At 65.2% G+C, this 17,633-nt stretch carries 16 protein-coding genes; 6 read left to right on the top strand and 10 right to left on the bottom strand.

Features of this window, described 5'->3' with window-relative positions; genetic code table 11:
* Positions 1 to 105: 105 nt before the first annotated feature.
* From CAG41_RS22595 to CAG41_RS22605, 3 genes are all read left to right on the top strand, one after another.
* Positions 106 to 381 (top strand): polyhydroxyalkanoic acid system family protein, encoded by a 276-nt coding sequence (locus tag CAG41_RS22595; protein WP_085585459.1) that lies wholly within the window; start codon positions 106 to 108, stop codon positions 379 to 381.
* A 251-nt stretch (positions 382 to 632) separates the two neighbouring features.
* Positions 633 to 1,055 (top strand): phasin family protein, encoded by a 423-nt coding sequence (locus tag CAG41_RS22600; protein ID WP_085585457.1) that lies wholly within the window; start codon positions 633 to 635, stop codon positions 1,053 to 1,055.
* A 10-nt stretch (positions 1,056 to 1,065) separates the two neighbouring features.
* Positions 1,066 to 1,875 (top strand): phasin family protein, encoded by an 810-nt coding sequence (locus CAG41_RS22605; RefSeq protein ID WP_085585455.1) that lies wholly within the window; start codon positions 1,066 to 1,068, stop codon positions 1,873 to 1,875.
* Positions 1,876 to 2,076: 201 nt separating this feature from the next.
* Here CAG41_RS22605 and CAG41_RS22610 read toward each other — a convergent pair whose 3' ends face one another.
* The 10 genes from CAG41_RS22610 to CAG41_RS22655 form a co-directional block, all read right to left on the bottom strand.
* A complete protein-coding gene (locus CAG41_RS22610; RefSeq protein ID WP_085585453.1) occupies positions 2,077 to 2,697 on the bottom strand; it encodes a TetR/AcrR family transcriptional regulator in 621 nt (206 codons plus the stop codon).
* A 27-nt stretch (positions 2,698 to 2,724) separates the two neighbouring features.
* On the bottom strand, positions 2,725 to 4,407 hold the full coding sequence (phaC, locus tag CAG41_RS22615; RefSeq protein WP_085631067.1) for a class II poly(R)-hydroxyalkanoic acid synthase: 1,683 nt from the start codon (positions 4,405 to 4,407) through the stop codon (positions 2,725 to 2,727).
* A 126-nt stretch (positions 4,408 to 4,533) separates the two neighbouring features.
* Positions 4,534 to 5,388 carry a poly(3-hydroxyalkanoate) depolymerase gene (gene phaZ / locus CAG41_RS22620; RefSeq protein WP_085585449.1) on the bottom strand — a complete coding sequence of 285 codons (855 nt, stop codon included), beginning with the start codon at positions 5,386 to 5,388 and terminating at the stop codon, positions 4,534 to 4,536.
* Positions 5,389 to 5,449: 61 nt separating this feature from the next.
* A complete protein-coding gene (phaC, locus tag CAG41_RS22625) occupies positions 5,450 to 7,129 on the bottom strand; it encodes a class II poly(R)-hydroxyalkanoic acid synthase (RefSeq protein WP_085585447.1) in 1,680 nt (559 codons plus the stop codon).
* A gap of 259 nt (positions 7,130 to 7,388) precedes the next feature.
* Entirely contained in the window at positions 7,389 to 7,760 is a 372-nt protein-coding gene (locus CAG41_RS22630; RefSeq protein ID WP_085585445.1) for a gamma-butyrobetaine hydroxylase-like domain-containing protein, read from the bottom strand.
* Positions 7,761 to 7,902: 142 nt separating this feature from the next.
* Entirely contained in the window at positions 7,903 to 9,240 is a 1,338-nt protein-coding gene (hslU, locus tag CAG41_RS22635; protein ID WP_085656848.1) for an HslU--HslV peptidase ATPase subunit, read from the bottom strand.
* A 53-nt stretch (positions 9,241 to 9,293) separates the two neighbouring features.
* Positions 9,294 to 9,824 (bottom strand): ATP-dependent protease subunit HslV, encoded by a 531-nt coding sequence (gene hslV / locus CAG41_RS22640; RefSeq protein ID WP_007968352.1) that lies wholly within the window; start codon positions 9,822 to 9,824, stop codon positions 9,294 to 9,296.
* A gap of 241 nt (positions 9,825 to 10,065) precedes the next feature.
* On the bottom strand, positions 10,066 to 10,782 hold the full coding sequence (locus CAG41_RS22645) for an SPOR domain-containing protein (protein WP_085585441.1): 717 nt from the start codon (positions 10,780 to 10,782) through the stop codon (positions 10,066 to 10,068).
* Between the two features lies 1 nt (position 10,783).
* Positions 10,784 to 12,520 (bottom strand): arginine--tRNA ligase, encoded by a 1,737-nt coding sequence (gene argS / locus CAG41_RS22650; protein WP_085631065.1) that lies wholly within the window; start codon positions 12,518 to 12,520, stop codon positions 10,784 to 10,786.
* Positions 12,521 to 12,696: 176 nt separating this feature from the next.
* A complete protein-coding gene (locus CAG41_RS22655; RefSeq protein WP_085631063.1) occupies positions 12,697 to 14,916 on the bottom strand; it encodes a primosomal protein N' in 2,220 nt (739 codons plus the stop codon).
* A gap of 203 nt (positions 14,917 to 15,119) precedes the next feature.
* On the opposite strand from CAG41_RS22655, the gene rpmE reads away from it, so the two are divergent.
* The 3 genes from rpmE to CAG41_RS22670 all read left to right on the top strand — a co-directional run bounded on the left by rpmE (position 15,120) and on the right by CAG41_RS22670 (position 17,613).
* Entirely contained in the window at positions 15,120 to 15,338 is a 219-nt protein-coding gene (gene rpmE / locus CAG41_RS22660; RefSeq protein WP_085585435.1) for a 50S ribosomal protein L31, read from the top strand.
* Positions 15,339 to 15,379: 41 nt separating this feature from the next.
* Entirely contained in the window at positions 15,380 to 16,162 is a 783-nt protein-coding gene (locus tag CAG41_RS22665) for a thermonuclease family protein (protein ID WP_085585433.1), read from the top strand.
* Between the two features lie 182 nt (positions 16,163 to 16,344).
* Entirely contained in the window at positions 16,345 to 17,613 is a 1,269-nt protein-coding gene (locus tag CAG41_RS22670; protein WP_085585431.1) for a malic enzyme-like NAD(P)-binding protein, read from the top strand.
* Positions 17,614 to 17,633: the final 20 nt, after the last annotated feature.

The following is a 17,633-nucleotide window of genomic DNA, read 5'->3' on the forward strand; positions in this document are numbered from 1 at the left end:
CTTTGTCTTGGAATGGCTCAAGGTAAGATGGGCGACCCTCGGGACGATTTGCCGCAGCCGCGGTCAGGATCTGCCGACAAGCCTTCATCAATCAGGAGTCATCCGATGGCCCGAATCAGTGTTGAACGTGCCCATAGCCTGGGCAAGGACGCCGCCCGCGAGAAAGCCGACAAGCTGGCGCAGAAACTCTCCGACCAATACGGCCTGGAGCCGCAGTGGTCGGGGGACACCCTGAACCTCAAGCGCTCCGGCGTGAAGGGCGAGGTGCATGTGGCGGAGGATTCGATCCGCGTCGACGTGGAGCTGGGCATGGTGATGTCGGCCATGAGCGGCATGATCAAGGCCGAGATCGAGAAGGCGCTGGACAAGGCGCTGGCCTGATCCCGACCTTTGCGGTGAACGGATAATCCTGTGGGAGCGGGCTTGCCCGCGAAGAGGCCGGTGCATCCGCAAGATTTCTTGTGGCAGGAACATGGTCTTCGCGGGCAAGCCCGCTCCCACAGGTACCGTGTCACGTTCACCTGCTTTATGTCAGTTGTTAGGGTGCCGTTTCTAATTTTTCTCCCTACTTTGTGCCTGAGCCCGACACTCGTCCGGGCAGTTCCTCAAACCTTCTGCGCGTGAGGTGCACCATGGCCAAAGTCATTTTGAAGAAAAAAATCGACGCTTCGACTTCCGCTCTGAGCGACGTCAAATCCTATGCCCGCAAGATCTGGCTGGCAGGCCTGGGTGCCTACGCCAAGGTCGGCCAAGAGGGCAGCGACTACTTTCAAGAGCTGATCAAGGCCGGTCAAGCGGTTGAAAAGAAAGGCAAAAAAGCCGTCGCCGAAAAACTCGAAGCGGCCAACGCCGAGATCGATGAGGCCAAGGGCGAAGTCAGCACCTTCAAGGGCCGGGTCGAAGTGCAGCTCGACAAGGTCGAGAAGGCGTTCGACACACGCGTCGCCAGTGCCTTGAATCGCATCGGCATTCCGTCTAAACATGACGTTGAGGCACTCTCTGCTAAGCTCGATGAGCTGACGGCATTGCTCGAACGCGTCGCGCGTAAATCTTAAGGAGAACGGGATGGCTGGCAAAAAGAACACCGATAAAGAAGGCAGCTCGTGGATCGGGAAGGTCGAAGACTACTCCCGCAAGATCTGGCTGGCAGGCCTGGGCGTGTACTCGAAGATCGACACTGACGGCAGCAAGCTCTTCGAGTCACTGGTCAAAGACGGCGAAAAGGCCGAGAAGCTCACCAAGTCGGCGGTCGGCAAGAAAGTCGACGCCGCCAAGGATTCCGCTTCCTCGGCAAAATCGCGCATCAGCGGCGTGAAAGACCGCGCGCTGGGCAAGTGGGACGAACTGGAAGAGGCTTTCGACAAGCGCCTGAACAGCGCGATTTCGCGCCTGGGCGTGCCGAGCCGCAATGAGGTCAAGGCCCTGCACAGCAAGGTCGAGACCCTGACCAAGCAGATCGAGAAACTCACCGGTCTGAAAACCCAGCCTGTGGCCAAGACCGCAGCGGCCAAGCCGGCTGCGAAGCCTGCCGCCAAACCACTGGCCAAGGCTGCCGCCAAACCGGCCGCCAAGCCTGCGGCGAAAACCGCAGCGGCCAAACCGGCTGCGAAAGCGGCGGCCAAACCCGCTGCCAAGCCTGCCGCAAAACCTGCGGCGAAAACCGCTGCCGCCAAGCCAGCCGCCAAACCGGCTGCCGCGAAGAAACCGGCAGTGAAAAAACCGGCCGCACCGAAAGCTGCAGCGCCGAAACCGGCCGCCGCCAAGCCTGCGACTCCGGCCGCTCCGGTCAGCGCGTCGAACTCCGCCGCCGCTCCGGCATCCGCCGTGACCCCGACTGCCGCACCGACCCCGTCGGCGCCGTCCAGTCAGTCCTGATCCTCAGGGCCCAAGAAAACGCCCGGCCTGTGAAGGCCGGGTGTTTTTGTTTGTGGTCCTGTCTATCCAGAACGCTGCCTTACCCTTTTGATCCTGCCCGGCAGCGCCCTTGCCGACGCCATCGCCAGCAGGCTGGCTCCCACAGTGTCATGTGGCATCACCGGCCCCAGCAGGCTCGCTCCCACAAGGGAGATGCAATGGTCACTCGTGCTCTTCGAGGTACTGCAGCGCGAAGCGCTCCGTCGCCGCCTTGATCGGCGGCAGCAGGTGCGGCGCCACCAGCATCATGATCTGGTACACCACCAGCCGCACCTCGCCCTCGCGGTCGAGGATCCGCTGGTAGTCCAGGGAAAACAGCAAGGTCAGGGTGATCTGCTCCACCAGTTGCCCCAGGGCCTGGGTGTCGCTGACCAGCAGCCCCTGCGCCTTCAGGCGCGCCAGCAAGGACGCCAGCGTGCGCTTGAGGACATTGAGCAGGTTGCGGATGCCCTTGGCCAGCTTCGGCAGGCGTCCGGACAGGTTCGACAGGTCCTGGAACAGGAACCGGTAGAGCGCCAGGCGCTCGACGATCAGGTGCAGGAACAGCCAGTAGTCCTCCGGTGCCAGCTCGACGTCGGCGGGCGGGTCGAGCAACGGCGCCAGTTCGCCCTGAAAGCGTTCGAACAGCCCGAGGATCAGCGGCTCCTTGCCGTGGAAGTGGTAGTAGAGGTTGCCGGGGCTGATCCCCATCTCGTTGGCAACCTCCATGGTGGAGACGTTCGGCTCGCCCTTTTCGTTGAACAGCTGCAGGGCACATTCGAGAATCCGGTCGCGGGTTTTCATCCAGTCTTCTTAAAAGGTTTCGGGGCGTCAGCGCACGCGCACGTAGGTGCCGGGTGCCGCTTCCATCGTTGGGTAGTCGGGGCTGCCGAGGGTCATCTGGGTCTCGCGCTGGGCGCCGGAGCGCTGCTGGATCCACTCCAGCCACTGCGTCCACCAGCTGCCGTCGACCTTTTTCGCGTCGTAGTACCAGGCGCGGGGGTCGCCGCTCAGCTTGCCGTTCTCGACGTAGTTGGCCTTCGGGTTGCCCGGCGGGTTGAGGATGCTCTGCACGTGGCCGCTGTTGGACAGCACGAAGCGCCGCTCGCCGCCCAGCAGCAGGGTCGAGCGGTACACCGCGTCCCACGGTGTGATGTGGTCGTTCATGCCGGCCACGCTGAAGCTGTCGACCGTGACCTTCTGCAGGTCGATCGGCGTGCCGCACACCTCCAGGCCGCCGGGGTGGGTCAGCGGGTTGTGCTTGAAGAAGTCCAGCAGGTCGCCGTGGAACGCCGCCGGCAGGCGGGTGCTGTCGTTGTTCCAGTAGAGGATGTCGAACGGCGGCGGCGCCTTGCCCAACAGGTAGTTGTTGACGAAGTAGTTCCAGATCAGGTCGTTGGGGCGCATCCAGGCGAACACCTTGGCCATGTCGCGGCCGTCGAGCACGCCCCGCTGGTAGGAACGGCGCTTGGCCGCCTCGAGGGTCTGCTCGTCGGCGAACAGCGTCGCCGGCGTGTCGAACTGGCTGTCGAGCAGGCTCACCAGGTAAGTGGCGCTGGAGACCCGGCGCAGCTGCCGCTTGGCCTGCAGGTGGCCTTGCAGCGCGGCGATGGTGAGGCCGCCGGCGCAGGCGCCCATCAGGTTGACGTCGCGGGCGCCGGTGATCGAGCGGCAGACGTTCATCGCTTCCTCCACCGCCTCGACGTAGGTCGACAGGCCCCATTCGCGGTGGCGCACGTCCGGGTTGCGCCAGCTGATCATGAAGGTCTGCAGGCCGTTCTTGAGGGCGAACTGGACGAAGCTGTTGTGCGGGCTCAGGTCGAAGATGTAGTACTTGTTGATCTGCGGCGGCACCACCAGCAGCGGCTTGGCGTACTGTTTCTCGCTCATCGGCCGGTACTGGATGAGCTCCAGCATCTCGTTGCGAAACACCACGGAGCCGGTGGTGGTGGCGACAGTCTTGCCGATCTCGAACGCCTGCTTCGACACTTGGCGCGGCAGGCCGTCGTTGTGCAGCAGGTCGTCGATCAGGTGGCCCAGGCCCCGTACCAGGCTCTGCCCGCCGGAGTTGAACAGCTCCTTGACCGCCAGCGGATTGAGCAGGGTGTTGGAGGGCGCCACGGCGTCGTTGAGCAGGCTGAAGGCGAACTGCGCGCGGGCGCGGTCGTCTTCGCTCATGCTGCTCTCGTCGATCCAGCTCTTGACCTGTTTCTGCCAGCTCAGATAGGCCTGAAGACTGCGCCGGTAGAACGGATTGAGGCTCCAGGCCGGATCGCTGAAGCGGGTGTCCTGCGCGTTGATCGGGTGCAGGGTCTCACCGAGCAGGACGCGGCCCAGCTGGCTTCCTAGCCTCAAGGCATGGCGTGCGCTGTGGATCGGGTTGCGCAGGCCATGGGCCGCGACGCTGCGCAGGGTCGAGATCAGATCCCGGCCGCGCAGCCCGGTCATCGCGCTTTGTGCATTGATGAACACGGCGGGGCTGGGCACCACGCCGGTCGCTGGTTTGTCGCGCATGAGTCAACACTCCTTCGTCTTCAGGCCAAACACAAACACACCGAACCAGAGAACCATAGACGCTGTTGCGGATTGTTGCCTGCGCGGCGTCCTGCCACACACCTTCCATAAAACGTGCCGGATCGGTCATGCCCCCGGCGATGCCGGATGCGGATGCATCACCGCACGCTGACGTTCCTCCTCCAGGAATTTCATGATGATCGGCGCCACCGCTTCGGCCCGGGTGATCAGGAACAGGTGGCCGTCGTCGATGATGTGCAGCTGGGCGTTGGGGATCCGCCAGGCGAGCATGCGCATGTTGATCAGCGGGATCAGCGGGTCGTCGTCGCCGGCCAGCACCAGGGTCGGCTGATGGATCTTGTGCAGCCAGTGGATGCTGGTCCAGCCCAGGCCCGCGAACAATTGCCAGTAGTAGCCCAGCTTGCCCGCCGAGCGCACCTTGGCCGCGTGGCTGGCGGCGAGGGTCGGGTCGCGGCGGAACGAGCCGCCGTAGATCAGCGGCGCGATGCGGATCACGTGGGACGGCTGGATGTAGCGGCGCGGGCTGGCCATCATCCACAGCACCTTCGGCTTGCCCGGCACCATGAAGGCACCGGCGGCGGTGGCCGCCAGCACCAGTTTCTTGCAGCGCTCGGGGTAGTCATGGGCGAACTGCTGCGCCAGGGCGCCGCCCCACGACACGCCGATCGCGTTGACCTGGCCGTAGTCGAGGTAGTCGAGCATCCGTGCGGTGAGTTTCGCCAGGCCGGCGAACCGGTACGGTCGGCTCGGCGTCGAGGAACCGCCGACGCCGGGCACGTCGAAGGCGATGACCTCAAGATCCGGATCCAGCGCCGCGACAAAGGGAAACACCAGCTCCAGGTTGGCGCCGATGCCGTTGAAGATCAGCAAGGGCGTCAAGTGAGGCTTGCCGGGGCGCACCGCGGTGCGGATGGTCTGGCCATCCAGGTCGACGGTGCGGAAGATGAACGGGTGCGGCATGCTCAGGCCCTGTGGCTATTGGGTTCACCCCCGCCCCGCAGGGTGGGGCGGGGGGTGTCGGTTACCGCTCGTGCACGTAAGTGCCCGGCGACGCTTCGCCCGCCGGGTACGCCTTGTTGCCCAGCTTCGCCGGGGCCTTCTTCAGTTCGCCCGAACGCTGGGCCTGCCACGCCTGCCAATGCAGCCACCAGGAGTCGGTGTGCTTGGTCGAGTTTTCCTGCCAGTCATCGGCGTCGTCGGCCATTTCGCTGTTGGTCATGTAGCGCGCCTTCGGGTTGCCCGGCGGGTTCAGGATGCTCTGGATGTGGCCGCTGCTCGACAGCACGAACTCGACCTTGCCGCCGAACAGCTGCGCCGACTTGTAGCAGGACTTCCACGGGGTGATGTGGTCGTTGGTGCCGGCCAGGGAGAAGATGTCGGCGGTGACCTGCTTGAGGTCGATCGGCGTGCCGCACACTTCCAGTGCGTCGGGGCGGGTCAGCGGGTTGTTTTTGAACATTTCGATCAGGTCGCCGTGGAACGCGGCCGGCAACCGTGTGGTGTCGTTGTTCCAGAACAGGATGTCGAACACCGGCGGCTCGTTGCCGAGCAGGTAGTTGTTCACCCAGTAATTCCAGATCAGGTCGTTGGGGCGCATCCAGGCGAAGACCTTGGCCATGTCCTTGCCTTCCAGCACGCCGGCCTGGTACGAGTGGCGCTTGGCGGTCTCCAGCGTCTGTTCGTCGACGAACAGGGCGACGTCGGTGTCCAGGGTGGTGTCGAGCACGCTGACCAGCAGGGTCAGGGCATTGACCTTGTTCTCGCCGATGGCCGCGTAGTGGCCCAGCAGGGCGGTGCAGGTGATGCCGCCGGAGCAGGCGCCGAGCATGTTCACGTCTTTGCTGCCGGTGATCGCGGTGACCACGTCCACCGCTTCCTTGAGGGCTTCGATGTAGGTCGACAGGCCCCACTCGCGCTGTTCCTTGGTCGGGTTGCGCCAGCTGACGATGAAGGTCTGCACGTTGCTGCGCAGGCAGAATTTGGCCAGGCTCTTGTCCGGGCTCAGGTCGAACACGTAGAACTTGTTGATCTGCGGCGGCACCACCAGCAGCGGTCGCTCGAACACCTGCTCGGTGATCGGCTTGTACTGGATCAGTTCCAGCACGTCGTTGCGAAACACCACCGCGCCTTCGGACACGCCCAACGTCTTGCCGACCTCGAACGCGCCCATGTTGACCTGGCTCGGCATGCCGCCGTTGTGCACCAGGTCCTTGGCCAGGTGCGAGAGGCCGTCGAGCAGGCTCTTGCCGCCGGTCTCGAAGAAGCGCTTGACCGCCGCCGGGTTCGCCGCGCTGTTGGTCGGGGCCATGGCTTCGGTCATCAGGTTGATCACGAAGTGCCCGCGCGCGATGTCCTTGGGCGAGAGGCTGCTGTCGTCGATCCAGTCGTGGAGTTCCTTGCGCCACGCCAGGTAGGTTTGCAGATAACGGCGGTAGAGCGGGTTCTGGCTCCAGGCCGGATCGACGAAGCGACGGTCGTCGCCGGCAGGCTGCAGTTCGGATTTGCCGAACAGCACGTTCTTGAGTTCAAGGCCGAAATGGGCGACATGCTTGACGCTGTGTATCGGTTGCCGGATGGCCTGGGTCAGCACCATGCGGGCGGAGGCCAGCAGATCCTTTCCGCGCAGCCCGACGACGGGATTGAGCCCCAAGGTGTTTTCCGAGGCTTGGTACTTCAGGTCATCGTTGTTCTTGTTACTCATCTACGACGCTCCATTGTCCTGAGACGAGTACCCGGTCCTCACTGTGCAGTCTTACAGCCGGTGCCAGGTACTGCCGCTCGGGTGACCGTTGATTCTGCAGGGCAGATCTGCAGTGCACGGAACACTGCAGGGAACTTGCCAGTTCCATTGGTTACCCGAGATTGGTTTTTTTCGCAAGCGGGCCAGTCCTCGGCCGCACAAGCGGAGCATTCAAACAGATGAATTTAGAAAATGCCCTCTAAACCGCCCGAGGCACGGGCTAGAGCATCAGCTTGACGACGGACTCGTCCGGGTCGCGGGATTTGCCGGCGGCTTTGAGTTCGTCCAGGTAATCGGCCCAGAGTGCGTCATAACGTCGCCCCAGTTCGTACAGGTATTCCCAGGTGAACAGTCCGCTGTCGTGGCCGTCGTCGAAGGTCAGTTTCAGTGCGTACTGACCGGCCGGTTCCACCTTGGTCAGGCCGACGTGGAGCTTGCCGTACTGCAGGATCGGTTTGCCGTGGCCCTGGACCTCGGCGGAGGGGGAGTGCACGCGCAGGAACTCTGCGGGCAGGGTGAACGATTCGCCGGACGCGTAGGCGAGCGTCAGGGTCTTGGAGGCTTTGTGCAGTTTGATGTCGGTGGGCAGCATGACCGGGTATCCGTCTGGTGCGGAACCTTGTGGGAGCGAGCCTGCTTGCGATGGGGCGGCACATTCAACCCAGAGGTTGTCTGAACCGCCGCCATCGCGGGCAGGCTCGCTTCCACCGTTCCGCTACATCTGTAAGGGTGGCTTACAGGATATAACGGGACAGGTCTTCGTTCTGCGCCAATTCGCCCAGGTGGCTGTTGACGTAGTCGGCGTCGATCAGGATCGGCTTCTCGTCGTGGGCGCTGGCCAGGTCGCCGGCGCTGAACGACACCTCTTCCAGCAGGCGCTCAAGCAGCGTGTGCAGGCGACGGGCACCGATGTTCTCGGTCTTCTCGTTGACCTGCCAGGCGATCTCCGCCAGGCGCTTGATGCCGTCGGGCTGGAACTGGATGTTCAGGCCTTCGGTCTTGAGCAGCGCGCCGTACTGCTCGGTGAGCGAGGCGTGCGGTTCGCTGAGGATGCGCTCGAAGTCTTCCGGGCTCAGGGCCTTGAGCTCGACGCGGATCGGCAGGCGGCCTTGCAGTTCCGGCACCAGGTCGCTCGGCTTGCTCAGGTGGAACGCGCCGGAGGCGATGAACAGGATGTGGTCGGTCTTGACCATGCCCAGCTTGGTGTTGACGGTGCAGCCCTCGATCAGCGGCAGCAGGTCGCGCTGCACGCCTTCGCGGGACACGTCGGCGCCGCCGACGTTGCCGCGCTTGGCCACCTTGTCGATCTCGTCGATGAACACGATGCCGTGCTGCTCGACCGCCTCCAGGGCCTTGGCCTTGAGTTCCTCTTCGTTGACCAGGCGCCCGGCCTCTTCGTCGCGCACCAGCTTCAGCGCTTCCTTGACCTTGAGCTTGCGGGCCTTCTTCTTGCCCTTGCCCATGTTGGCGAACAGGTTCTGCAGCTGGTTGGTCATCTCTTCCATGCCCGGCGGCGCGGAAATGTCGACGCCCATGGCTTCGGCCACTTCGATCTCGATTTCCTTGTCGTCCAGCTGGCCTTCGCGCAGGCGCTTGCGGAACAGCTGGCGGGTGTTGGAGTCCGGGGTCGGCGCGTCGTCGCTGTTGAAGCCCATGCGCGCCGGCGGCAGCAGGGCGTCGAGGATGCGCTCTTCGGCGGCGTCTTCGGCGCGGTGGCGCACGCGGGTCATCTCCTGCTCGCGCAGCAGCTTGATCGCGGCGTCGGCCAGGTCACGGATGATCGATTCGACGTCGCGGCCGACATAGCCGACCTCGGTGAACTTGGTCGCTTCGACCTTGATGAACGGCGCGTTGGCCAGCTTGGCCAGGCGACGGGCGATCTCGGTCTTGCCGACGCCGGTCGGGCCGATCATCAGGATGTTCTTGGGGGTCACTTCAACGCGCAGCTCTTCAGGCAGCTGCATGCGGCGCCAGCGGTTGCGCAGGGCAATCGCGACGGCGCGCTTGGCATCGTCCTGGCCGATGATGTGGCGGTTGAGTTCGTGGACGATTTCGCGGGGAGTCATGGACATGGTGATTGACGGTCCTCAAGCAGAAACGAGCTGTGGCGCGGGGCGCGGCAGGCTCATTCAGCGAGATCCTGCTCCTCAATGGTCTGGGTGTGGTTGGTGAAGACGCAGATGTCGCCGGCGATGCCGAGGGCGGTCTCGACGATTTCGCGGGCCGACAGGTCGGTTTTCTTCAGCAGGGCGCTGGCGGCGGCCTGGGCGTAGGCGCCGCCGGAACCCATGGCGATCAGGCCGTCTTCGGGTTCGACCACGTCGCCGTTGCCGGTGATGATCAGCGAGGCGTCCTTGTTGGCGACCGCGAGCATCGCTTCGAGGCGGCTCAGGGAACGGTCGGTACGCCATTCCTTGGCGAGTTCGACGGCGGCGCGGATCAGGTGGCCCTGATGTTTTTCGAGCTGGCCTTCGAAGCGTTCGAACAGGGTGAAGGCGTCGGCGGTGGCGCCGGCGAAACCGGCGATGACCTGGCCGTGGTACAGGCGGCGAACCTTCTTCGCGTTGCCTTTCATCACGGTGTTGCCGAGGGAAACCTGGCCGTCGCCGCCCATGACGACTTTGCCGTGGCGGCGGACTGAAACGATGGTGGTCAAGGGAAGAGTCTCCACGCAGCGGGGCGAAAATGCCTTATGCACACCCATATGGGGGTGGAGGACGGTATTTCAACTGCGGGGGTGGCGAGGGGACGAGCGGTGGGCGCGGCTGTGGCGAGGGCGTTCGCTCCCTCCCGCCGCAAGTCCTGGGATCCTGGCCTGTCTGAAGCGCAGGATCCGCAGGGTTCGGGGGCGCTTGGCGCCCCGTCGGGAGCCAGCGCCCTCGCCGCAACGTGCCGGGTCAGCGGCTCTGGCGTTGTTGTAACAGCAAGTTGCTGAAGCCGCTGCCCGCCAACTGCTTCTGTGCGGTGGTCAGTTGCTCACGGTTGCTGAACGGGCCGACCAGCACGCGGTACCAGGTCTCGTCCTTCACCGTGCCGGACTCCACCGACACCGCCTGGCCCAGCAGGATGATCTGCGCCCGCACCTTGTCGGCGTCGGCTTCCTTGCGGAACGAACCGGCCTGGAGGAAGAACTTGGTCACCGGCGCCGCCTTCGCCACCGGCGGGGCCGGCGGCGGCGTGATGCCGGCCAGCGCCGCCTGGGCCCGCGCGGTGTCGATCTTCGCCGCTTCCGCCGGGGTCACCGGGGTGGTCGGGATCGCCGGCACCTGCGGCGTCGGCAAGGTTTTCTCCGGTACGGCGTCCGGCGGCACGATCACTTCCGATTCCGGCAGCAGGGTGTAGAAGTCGTACTTCGGCTTCACCGGTTGCGTCGGGCTCGGAGGCGTCTTGTTGGCCTCGGCGATCTTGGTGGCCTTCTGCTGTTGCTGCTGCTCGACCTTCTCGCGCTTGACCGTGTCGCTGCCCTTGCCCGGCTCCAGTTTCATCAGGAACACGATGAACGCACCGACCGTCAGGCCGATGGCCATCCACAGCCAGCCCGGAATCGGTTGCTTGGCCGGGGCCTGGTAGCGGCTGGCGCCGCGCTTGGGGGCGGGTTTTTTCTTGGCAGCCAACTTACATGCGCTCCAGGGTTTCCAGGCCCAGCAGTTCCAGGCCTTGCTTGAGGGTACGGCCGGTCAGCGCGGCCAGGCGCAGGCGGCTTTGCATCTGCGCCGGGGTGTCGGCGGCGAGGATCGGGCAGTTCTCGTAGAAGCTGGAGAACAGGCCGGCGACGTCGTACAGGTAGGTGCACAGCACGTGCGGCGTGCCTTTCTCGGCCACGTTGTTCAGCACTTCGCCGAACTGCGCCAGCTTGGCCGCCAGTTCCTGCTCGTGCGCCGCTTCGAGGACGATCTGGCCGTCGACTTCGCTGAAGTCCTTGCCCAGCTTGCGGAACACGCCGGCCACGCGGGTGTAGGCGTACAGCAGGTACGGCGCGGTGTTGCCTTCGAAGTTGAGCATCAGGTCGAAGTTGAAGCTGTAGTCGCTGGTGCGGTGCTTGGACAGGTCGGCGTATTTCACGGCGCCGATGCCCACCACCCGGGCGATGTTGCGCAGTTCGTCCTCGGCCAGCGTCGGGTTCTTTTCCTTGACCAGGCTATAGGCGCGCTCGCGGGCCTCGGTCAGCAGGTCGATCAGCTTCACGGTGCCGCCGTCGCGGGTCTTGAACGGACGGCCGTCGGCGCCGTTCATGGTGCCGAAGCCCATGTGCTCCATCTCCATCGGATGGGTCACGAAACCGGCCTTGCGCGCCACGGCGAACACTTGCTGGAAGTGCAGGGCCTGACGCTGGTCGACGAAGTACAGCGCGCGGTCGGCGTTGAGCTTGCCGCTGCGGTAGCGCACGGCCGCAAGGTCCGTGGTGGCGTACAGGTAGCCGCCGTCGGCCTTGACGATGATCACCGGCAGCGGGTCGCCGTCGGCGTTCTTGAATTCGTCGAGGAACACGCACTGGGCGCCGTTGCTCTCCACCAGCATGCCGGCGGCCTTGAGGTCGTTGACCACGTTGATCAGGTCGTCGTTGTAGGCGCTCTCGCCCATCACGTCGGCCATGGTCAGCTTGACGTTGAGCAGCTCGTAGATTTTCTGGCAGTGCGACAGCGAGATGTCCTTGAACCGGGTCCACAGCGCCAGGCACTCGGCGTCGCCGGCCTGCAGCTTGACCACCAGGCCGCGGGCGCGGTCGGCGAATTCGGCGGACTCGTCGAAGCGCTGCTTGGCGGCGCGGTAGAAGTTCTCCAGGTCCGACAGCTCGTCGCTGGTGATCGGGTTTTCCTGCAGGTAGGCCATCAGCATGCCGAACTGGGTGCCCCAGTCGCCGACGTGGTTCTGGCGGATCACGTCGTCGCCGAGGAACTCGAGGACGCGGGCCACGCCGTCGCCGATGATGGTCGAGCGCAGGTGGCCGACGTGCATTTCCTTGGCCAGGTTCGGCGCCGACAGGTCGACCACGGTGCGCTGCGCAGGACCGGCCTTGCGCACGCCCACACGGGCGTCGGCCAGGGCGGCGTCAAGGCGGTTGGCCAGGGCCTGGGTGTTCTGGAAGAAGTTGATGAAGCCGGGGCCCGCGATCTCGGCCTTGGTGACGTTCTCGTCGGCCGGCAGGGCGGCGATGAGCTTTTCCGCCAGGTCGCGCGGCTTCATGCCCGCAGGCTTGGCCAGCATCATCGCGATGTTGCTGGCGAAGTCGCCGTGGGTCTTGTCACGGGCGTTTTCCACCTGGATCGCCGGCGACAGGCCTTCAGGCAACACACCTTCGTTGACGAGTTGGGTGAGGGCTTGCTGGATCAGCTGGCGAATGGTGTCTTTCATGGTCGTCTCTTTCGACCGCTGGCGCGGCGGCGCATCGGTGCGCGGGTGGAAAAACTGGGCATTATCCGTTGCGAAGACGGGCTTGCCAACCTTAGCAGGCAGGATGTGGATGTGCGGCGACAATTGCGCCGCGATTCCTTGTGGCAGAGGGCCGGCCGGCGATGGCGATCCGTCCGTCAGTACAGGTCCACCGGATCGACATCCAGCGACCAGCGCACCGCCCGCCCGCTCGGCATCTGCTCAAGGGCCAGCAGCCAACCGGCCAGCAGCCGGTGCAACGGAGCCCGCGCCGTCGCCTGCAGCAGCAATTGAGCCCGATAGCGCCCGGCCCGGCGCTCCATCGGTGCCGGCACCGGGCCCAGCAGTTCGATGCCGCCGAGGTTCTGCTCGGCCAGCATGCGTTCGGCTGCGCTGCACGCTTCGTCGAGAAAAGCTTCGGCCTGGCCCGGCTTGTGCGCCTCGGCGCGCAGCAGCGCCAGGTGGGCGAACGGCGGCAGGCCGGCGGCGCGGCGCTCGCTCAAGGCCTGCTCGGCGAAGGCGAAGTAGCCCTGTTCGGTCAGTTGCACCAATAAAGGATGGTCGGCGAGGTGGGTCTGGATGATTACCTTGCCCGGCTCCTCCGCCCGTCCGGCGCGGCCGGCCACCTGCACGATGAGCTGCGCCATCCTTTCGCTTGCGCGAAAGTCGCCGGAGAACAGGCCGCCGTCGGCGTCGAGGATCGACACCAGCGTGACCCGGGGAAAGTGGTGCCCCTTGGCCAGCATCTGGGTGCCGACCAGAATGCACGGCTGGCCTTTCTGGATGGTGGCGAACAGCTGGTTCATCGCGTCCTTGCGCGAGGTGCTGTCGCGGTCGACCCGCAGCACCGGGTAGTCCGGGAACAGGATCGCCAGCCGCTCCTCGGCCCGTTCGGTGCCGGCGCCCACCGGCCGCAGGTCGACCCGCTCGCACTTGGGGCACTGGCGCGGCACGCGCTCGACATGGCCGCAATGGTGGCAGCGCAGTTCGCCGTAGCGCTGGTGCACGGTCATCCGCGCATCGCAGCGCTGGCATTCGGACATCCAGCCGCAGTCGTGGCACAGCAGGGTCGGCGCGAAGCCCCGGCGGTTGAGGAACACCAGTACCTGCTGGCCGGCGGCGAGGGTCTGGCCGATGGCTTGCTGCATCGGGCCGCTGATGCCGCTGTCCAGCGGCCGGCTCTTCACGTCCAGGCGCAGGAAGCGCGGTTGCTTGGCGCCGCCGGCGCGCTCGTTCAGGCGCAGCAGGCCGTAGCGGCCGGTGTAGGCGTTGTGCAGGCTTTCCAGCGAAGGCGTCGCGGAGCCGAGGACGATCGGGATGTTCTCCTGCCGTGCGCGCACCAGCGCCAGGTCCCGGGCGTGGTAGCGCAGGCCTTCCTGCTGTTTATAGGAGCCGTCGTGCTCTTCGTCGATGATGATCAGCCCCGGGTTCTTCATTGGGGTGAACAGCGCCGAACGGGTGCCGATGATGATGTCGGCCTCGCCGTCCCGGGCGGCGAGCCAGGCGTCGAGGCGGTCACGGTCGTTGACCGCCGAATGGAGCAGGGCGATGCGCGCGTTGAAGCGCTGCTCGAAGCGCGCCAGGGTCTGCGGGCCGAGGTTGATCTCGGGGATCAGCACCAGGGCCTGCTTGCCGGCTTCGAGGGTTTCGCGGATCAGTTGCAGGTAGACTTCGGTCTTGCCGCTGCCGGTGACGCCGGCCAGCAGGAACGCGTGATAACTGTCGAAGCCGGCGCGGATCGCCTCATAGGCTGCGCGCTGTTCGGCGTTGAGCGGCAGCTCCGGCTGCGCCAGCCAATGCTCGTGGCGCACGCCCGGCGCATGGCGGCGCACCTCCACCTGCACCAGGTCCTTGGCCAGCAACAGGTCGAGGCTGTCCTTGTTCAGCATCAGTTTGCCCAGCAGCCCGTGGGCGACGCCGTGCGGATGCTGGGCCAGTGTGGCCAGGGCCTCCCGCTGGCGCGGGGCGCGGGCGATGCGCGGGTCGTCGAGGCTGGCGCCTGGGGCCGCCGACCAGAAGCGTTCCTGGCGGGCCTCGGCGGGCTCGCCCTGGCGCAGCAGCACCGGCAGCGCCCAGTTCAGGGTGTCGCCGAGGCTGTGCTGATAGTACTGGGCCGTCCACAGGCACAGCTTGAACAGGGCCGGCGGCAGCGGTGCGCTGGCGTCGAGCAGGGCCAGCGCGGGCTTGAGCTTGTCCGCCGGCACGTCGCTGGTGTCGCAGACCTCCACCAGGATCCCGATCATTTCCCGCCGGCCGAACGGCACCCGCAGGCGCATGCCCGGCTGCAGACGGTCGCGCGGCACGCCGGCCGGAGCGCGGTAGTCGAACAGGCGGCGCAGGGGGGAGGGCAAGGCGAGGCGCAAGATGGCGTCGGGCACGCGGGGTCTCGATCGGCAGACTGATGAAAGGAGCGGTCGCGCACATGACCTGTGGGGCGTCGCCTATGGGGCGGGAGCCTAGCAGACGGTCGGTTCAAGGGACAGCTTGCGTGATCGGCAAGGTCTGGTAGAATCCGCGCCCTAATTCCGTGCGGTATTCAACAATCGTGTTGGGTGGCGGCACGCTAGCTGAGGAAAGCACCATGAAAGCCGATATTCATCCAAACTACGTTGAAATCGATGTTACCTGCAGCTGCGGTAACAAGTTCGTCACCCGTTCGACTCACGGCAAAGCTCTGCCGATCGACGTTTGCAACGAGTGCCACCCGTTCTACACCGGTAAGCAGAAGACTCTGGACACCGGTGGTCGCGTTCAGAAGTTCGCCGACCGTTTCGGTGCTTTCGGCGCGAAAAAGGCCTAAGGCCGCTCATTCTGGAAAACCTTCAAGGCTTTTCCGGTCTGATGAAAAAGGCGTCCCTTGCGGGCGCCTTTTTTGTGTCCGCGATTTGGCTGCCGGGCGCCCAGGCGTTCTGCCCGGCGCCCGGCGGATTGGCTGATGTCGCGGTGCAGCGCGTGGTGGACGGCGACACCCTGCGCTTGAGCGACGGGCGCAGCGTGCGGATGATCGGGCTCAACACCCCGGAGCTGGGCAAGCAGGGCCGCCGCGACGAGCCGTTCGCCGAGGCGGCGCGCCAACGCCTGGCGTCGCTGGTGGCCGACAGTGGCGGGCGCGTCGGCCTGCTGCCCGGCAAGGAGTCCAAGGACCGTTACGGTCGGACGCTGGCGCACGTTTTCAGCCGCGGCGGCGTCAATCTCGAAGCGCAAATGCTCGCTGACGGCCTCGGGTATCAGGTGGCGGTGGCGCCGAACGTGGATTTCGTCGCCTGCCAGCAGGCCGCCGAGCGCCAGGCGCGACGGGCCGGGCGCGGCGTGTGGAAGCGCTCGCCTGTACTGAAAGCGGAGCAGATCGCCCGCTCGGGCTTTGCCGTGGTCAGCGGGCGTGTGAGCACGGTCCGACGCAATCGGGGCGCAATCTTGATCGAAATACAGGACGCGCTTGTACTGCGCGTTGCGCCCAATCTGCTAGACCGTTTCGACGGCGCGGCGCTGCAACGGCTGGAAGGCAGGCAGATCGAGGCCCGTGGCTGGGTGGTCGACCGCTCGCGGCGCGGCGGATCGTCGCCGGGGCAGCCGCGCTGGCTGCTGCCGTTGACGGATCCGGCCATGCTGCAGCCTTCCCGCTGAAAAAAATTGTAGACATTTTTGCCGGTGATTGTGAACAGTCCAGCCCTTGCGGGCCGTGGCTCTTGGCCCAAAGTCGTAGGACAGCGCGCTTGACAGGGGTGACCGGCCAGTCTTGTGAGGACTTTGCGAGGCGCGTATCCTCGCTGACCAGTCTGTCCAACAGTAAAAAGCGGAATGCCAAAATGTCTGATCTGAAAACTGCCGCTCTCGAATATCACGCCAATCCTCGTCCAGGGAAGCTGAGTGTCGAGCTCACCAAGGCCACCGCCACCGCCCGCGACCTGTCGCTGGCCTACAGCCCCGGCGTAGCCGAGCCGGTACGCGAGATCGCCCGCGATCCTGAACTGGCCTACAAGTACACCGGCAAGGGCAACCTGGTTGCAGTCATTTCCGATGGCACCGCGATTCTCGGCCTGGGCAACCTCGGCCCGTTGGCCTCCAAGCCTGTGATGGAAGGCAAGGGCGTGCTGTTCAAGCGCTTCGCCGGCATCGATGTGTTCGACATCGAAGTCGACTCGGAAAGCCCGCAAGCCTTCATCGACACCGTCAAGCGCATCTCCATCACCTTCGGCGGCATCAACCTGGAAGACATCAAGGCACCCGAGTGCTTCGAGATCGAACGCGCCCTGATCGAACAGTGCGACATCCCGGTGTTCCACGATGACCAGCACGGCACCGCCATCGTGACCGCCGCCGGCATGATCAACGCCCTGGAAATCGCCGGCAAGACCCTGGCCGACGCCAAGATCGTCTGCCTGGGCGCCGGCGCCGCCGCCATCTCCTGCATGAAGCTGCTGGTGAGCATGGGCGCCAAGGTCGAGAACATCTACATGATCGACCGCACCGGTGTGATCCACGCCGGCCGTGACGACCTGAACCAGTACAAGGCCGTGTTCGCCCACGCCACCGACAAGCGCACCCTGGACGACGCCATCGAAGGCGCGGACGTGTTCGTCGGCCTGTCCGGCCCGAACCTGCTGACTGCCGAGCAGCTCAAGCGCATGGCGGCCAACCCGATCGTGTTCGCCTGCTCCAACCCGGATCCGGAAATCGCCCCGGAACTGGCCCACGCCACCCGCAACGACGTGATCATGGCCACCGGCCGTTCGGACTACCCGAACCAGGTCAACAACGTGCTGGGCTTCCCGTTCATCTTCCGCGGTGCCCTGGACGTTCGCGCCAAGCGCATCAACGAAGAAATGAAGATCGCCGCCGCCAACGCCCTGAAGGACCTGGCCAAGCTGCCGGTGCCGAAGGAAGTCTGCGCCGCCTACGGCGTCGACGCGCTGGAGTTCGGCCGTGAGTACATCATTCCGAAGCCGATGGACGCCCGCCTGATCACCGTCGTTTCCGACGCGGTGGCCAAGGCCGCCATCGAGACCGGTGTGGCGACCCTGCCGTATCCGAAGAACTACCCGCTGAAAAGCGTGGATGACGTGTTCAACGGCTAAGCCGTCGTAGCGCTTCAATC

The sequence above is a fragment of the Pseudomonas sp. B35(2017) genome (genome assembly GCF_002113645.1).
Taxonomy (GTDB): domain Bacteria; phylum Pseudomonadota; class Gammaproteobacteria; order Pseudomonadales; family Pseudomonadaceae; genus Aquipseudomonas; species Aquipseudomonas ekonensis.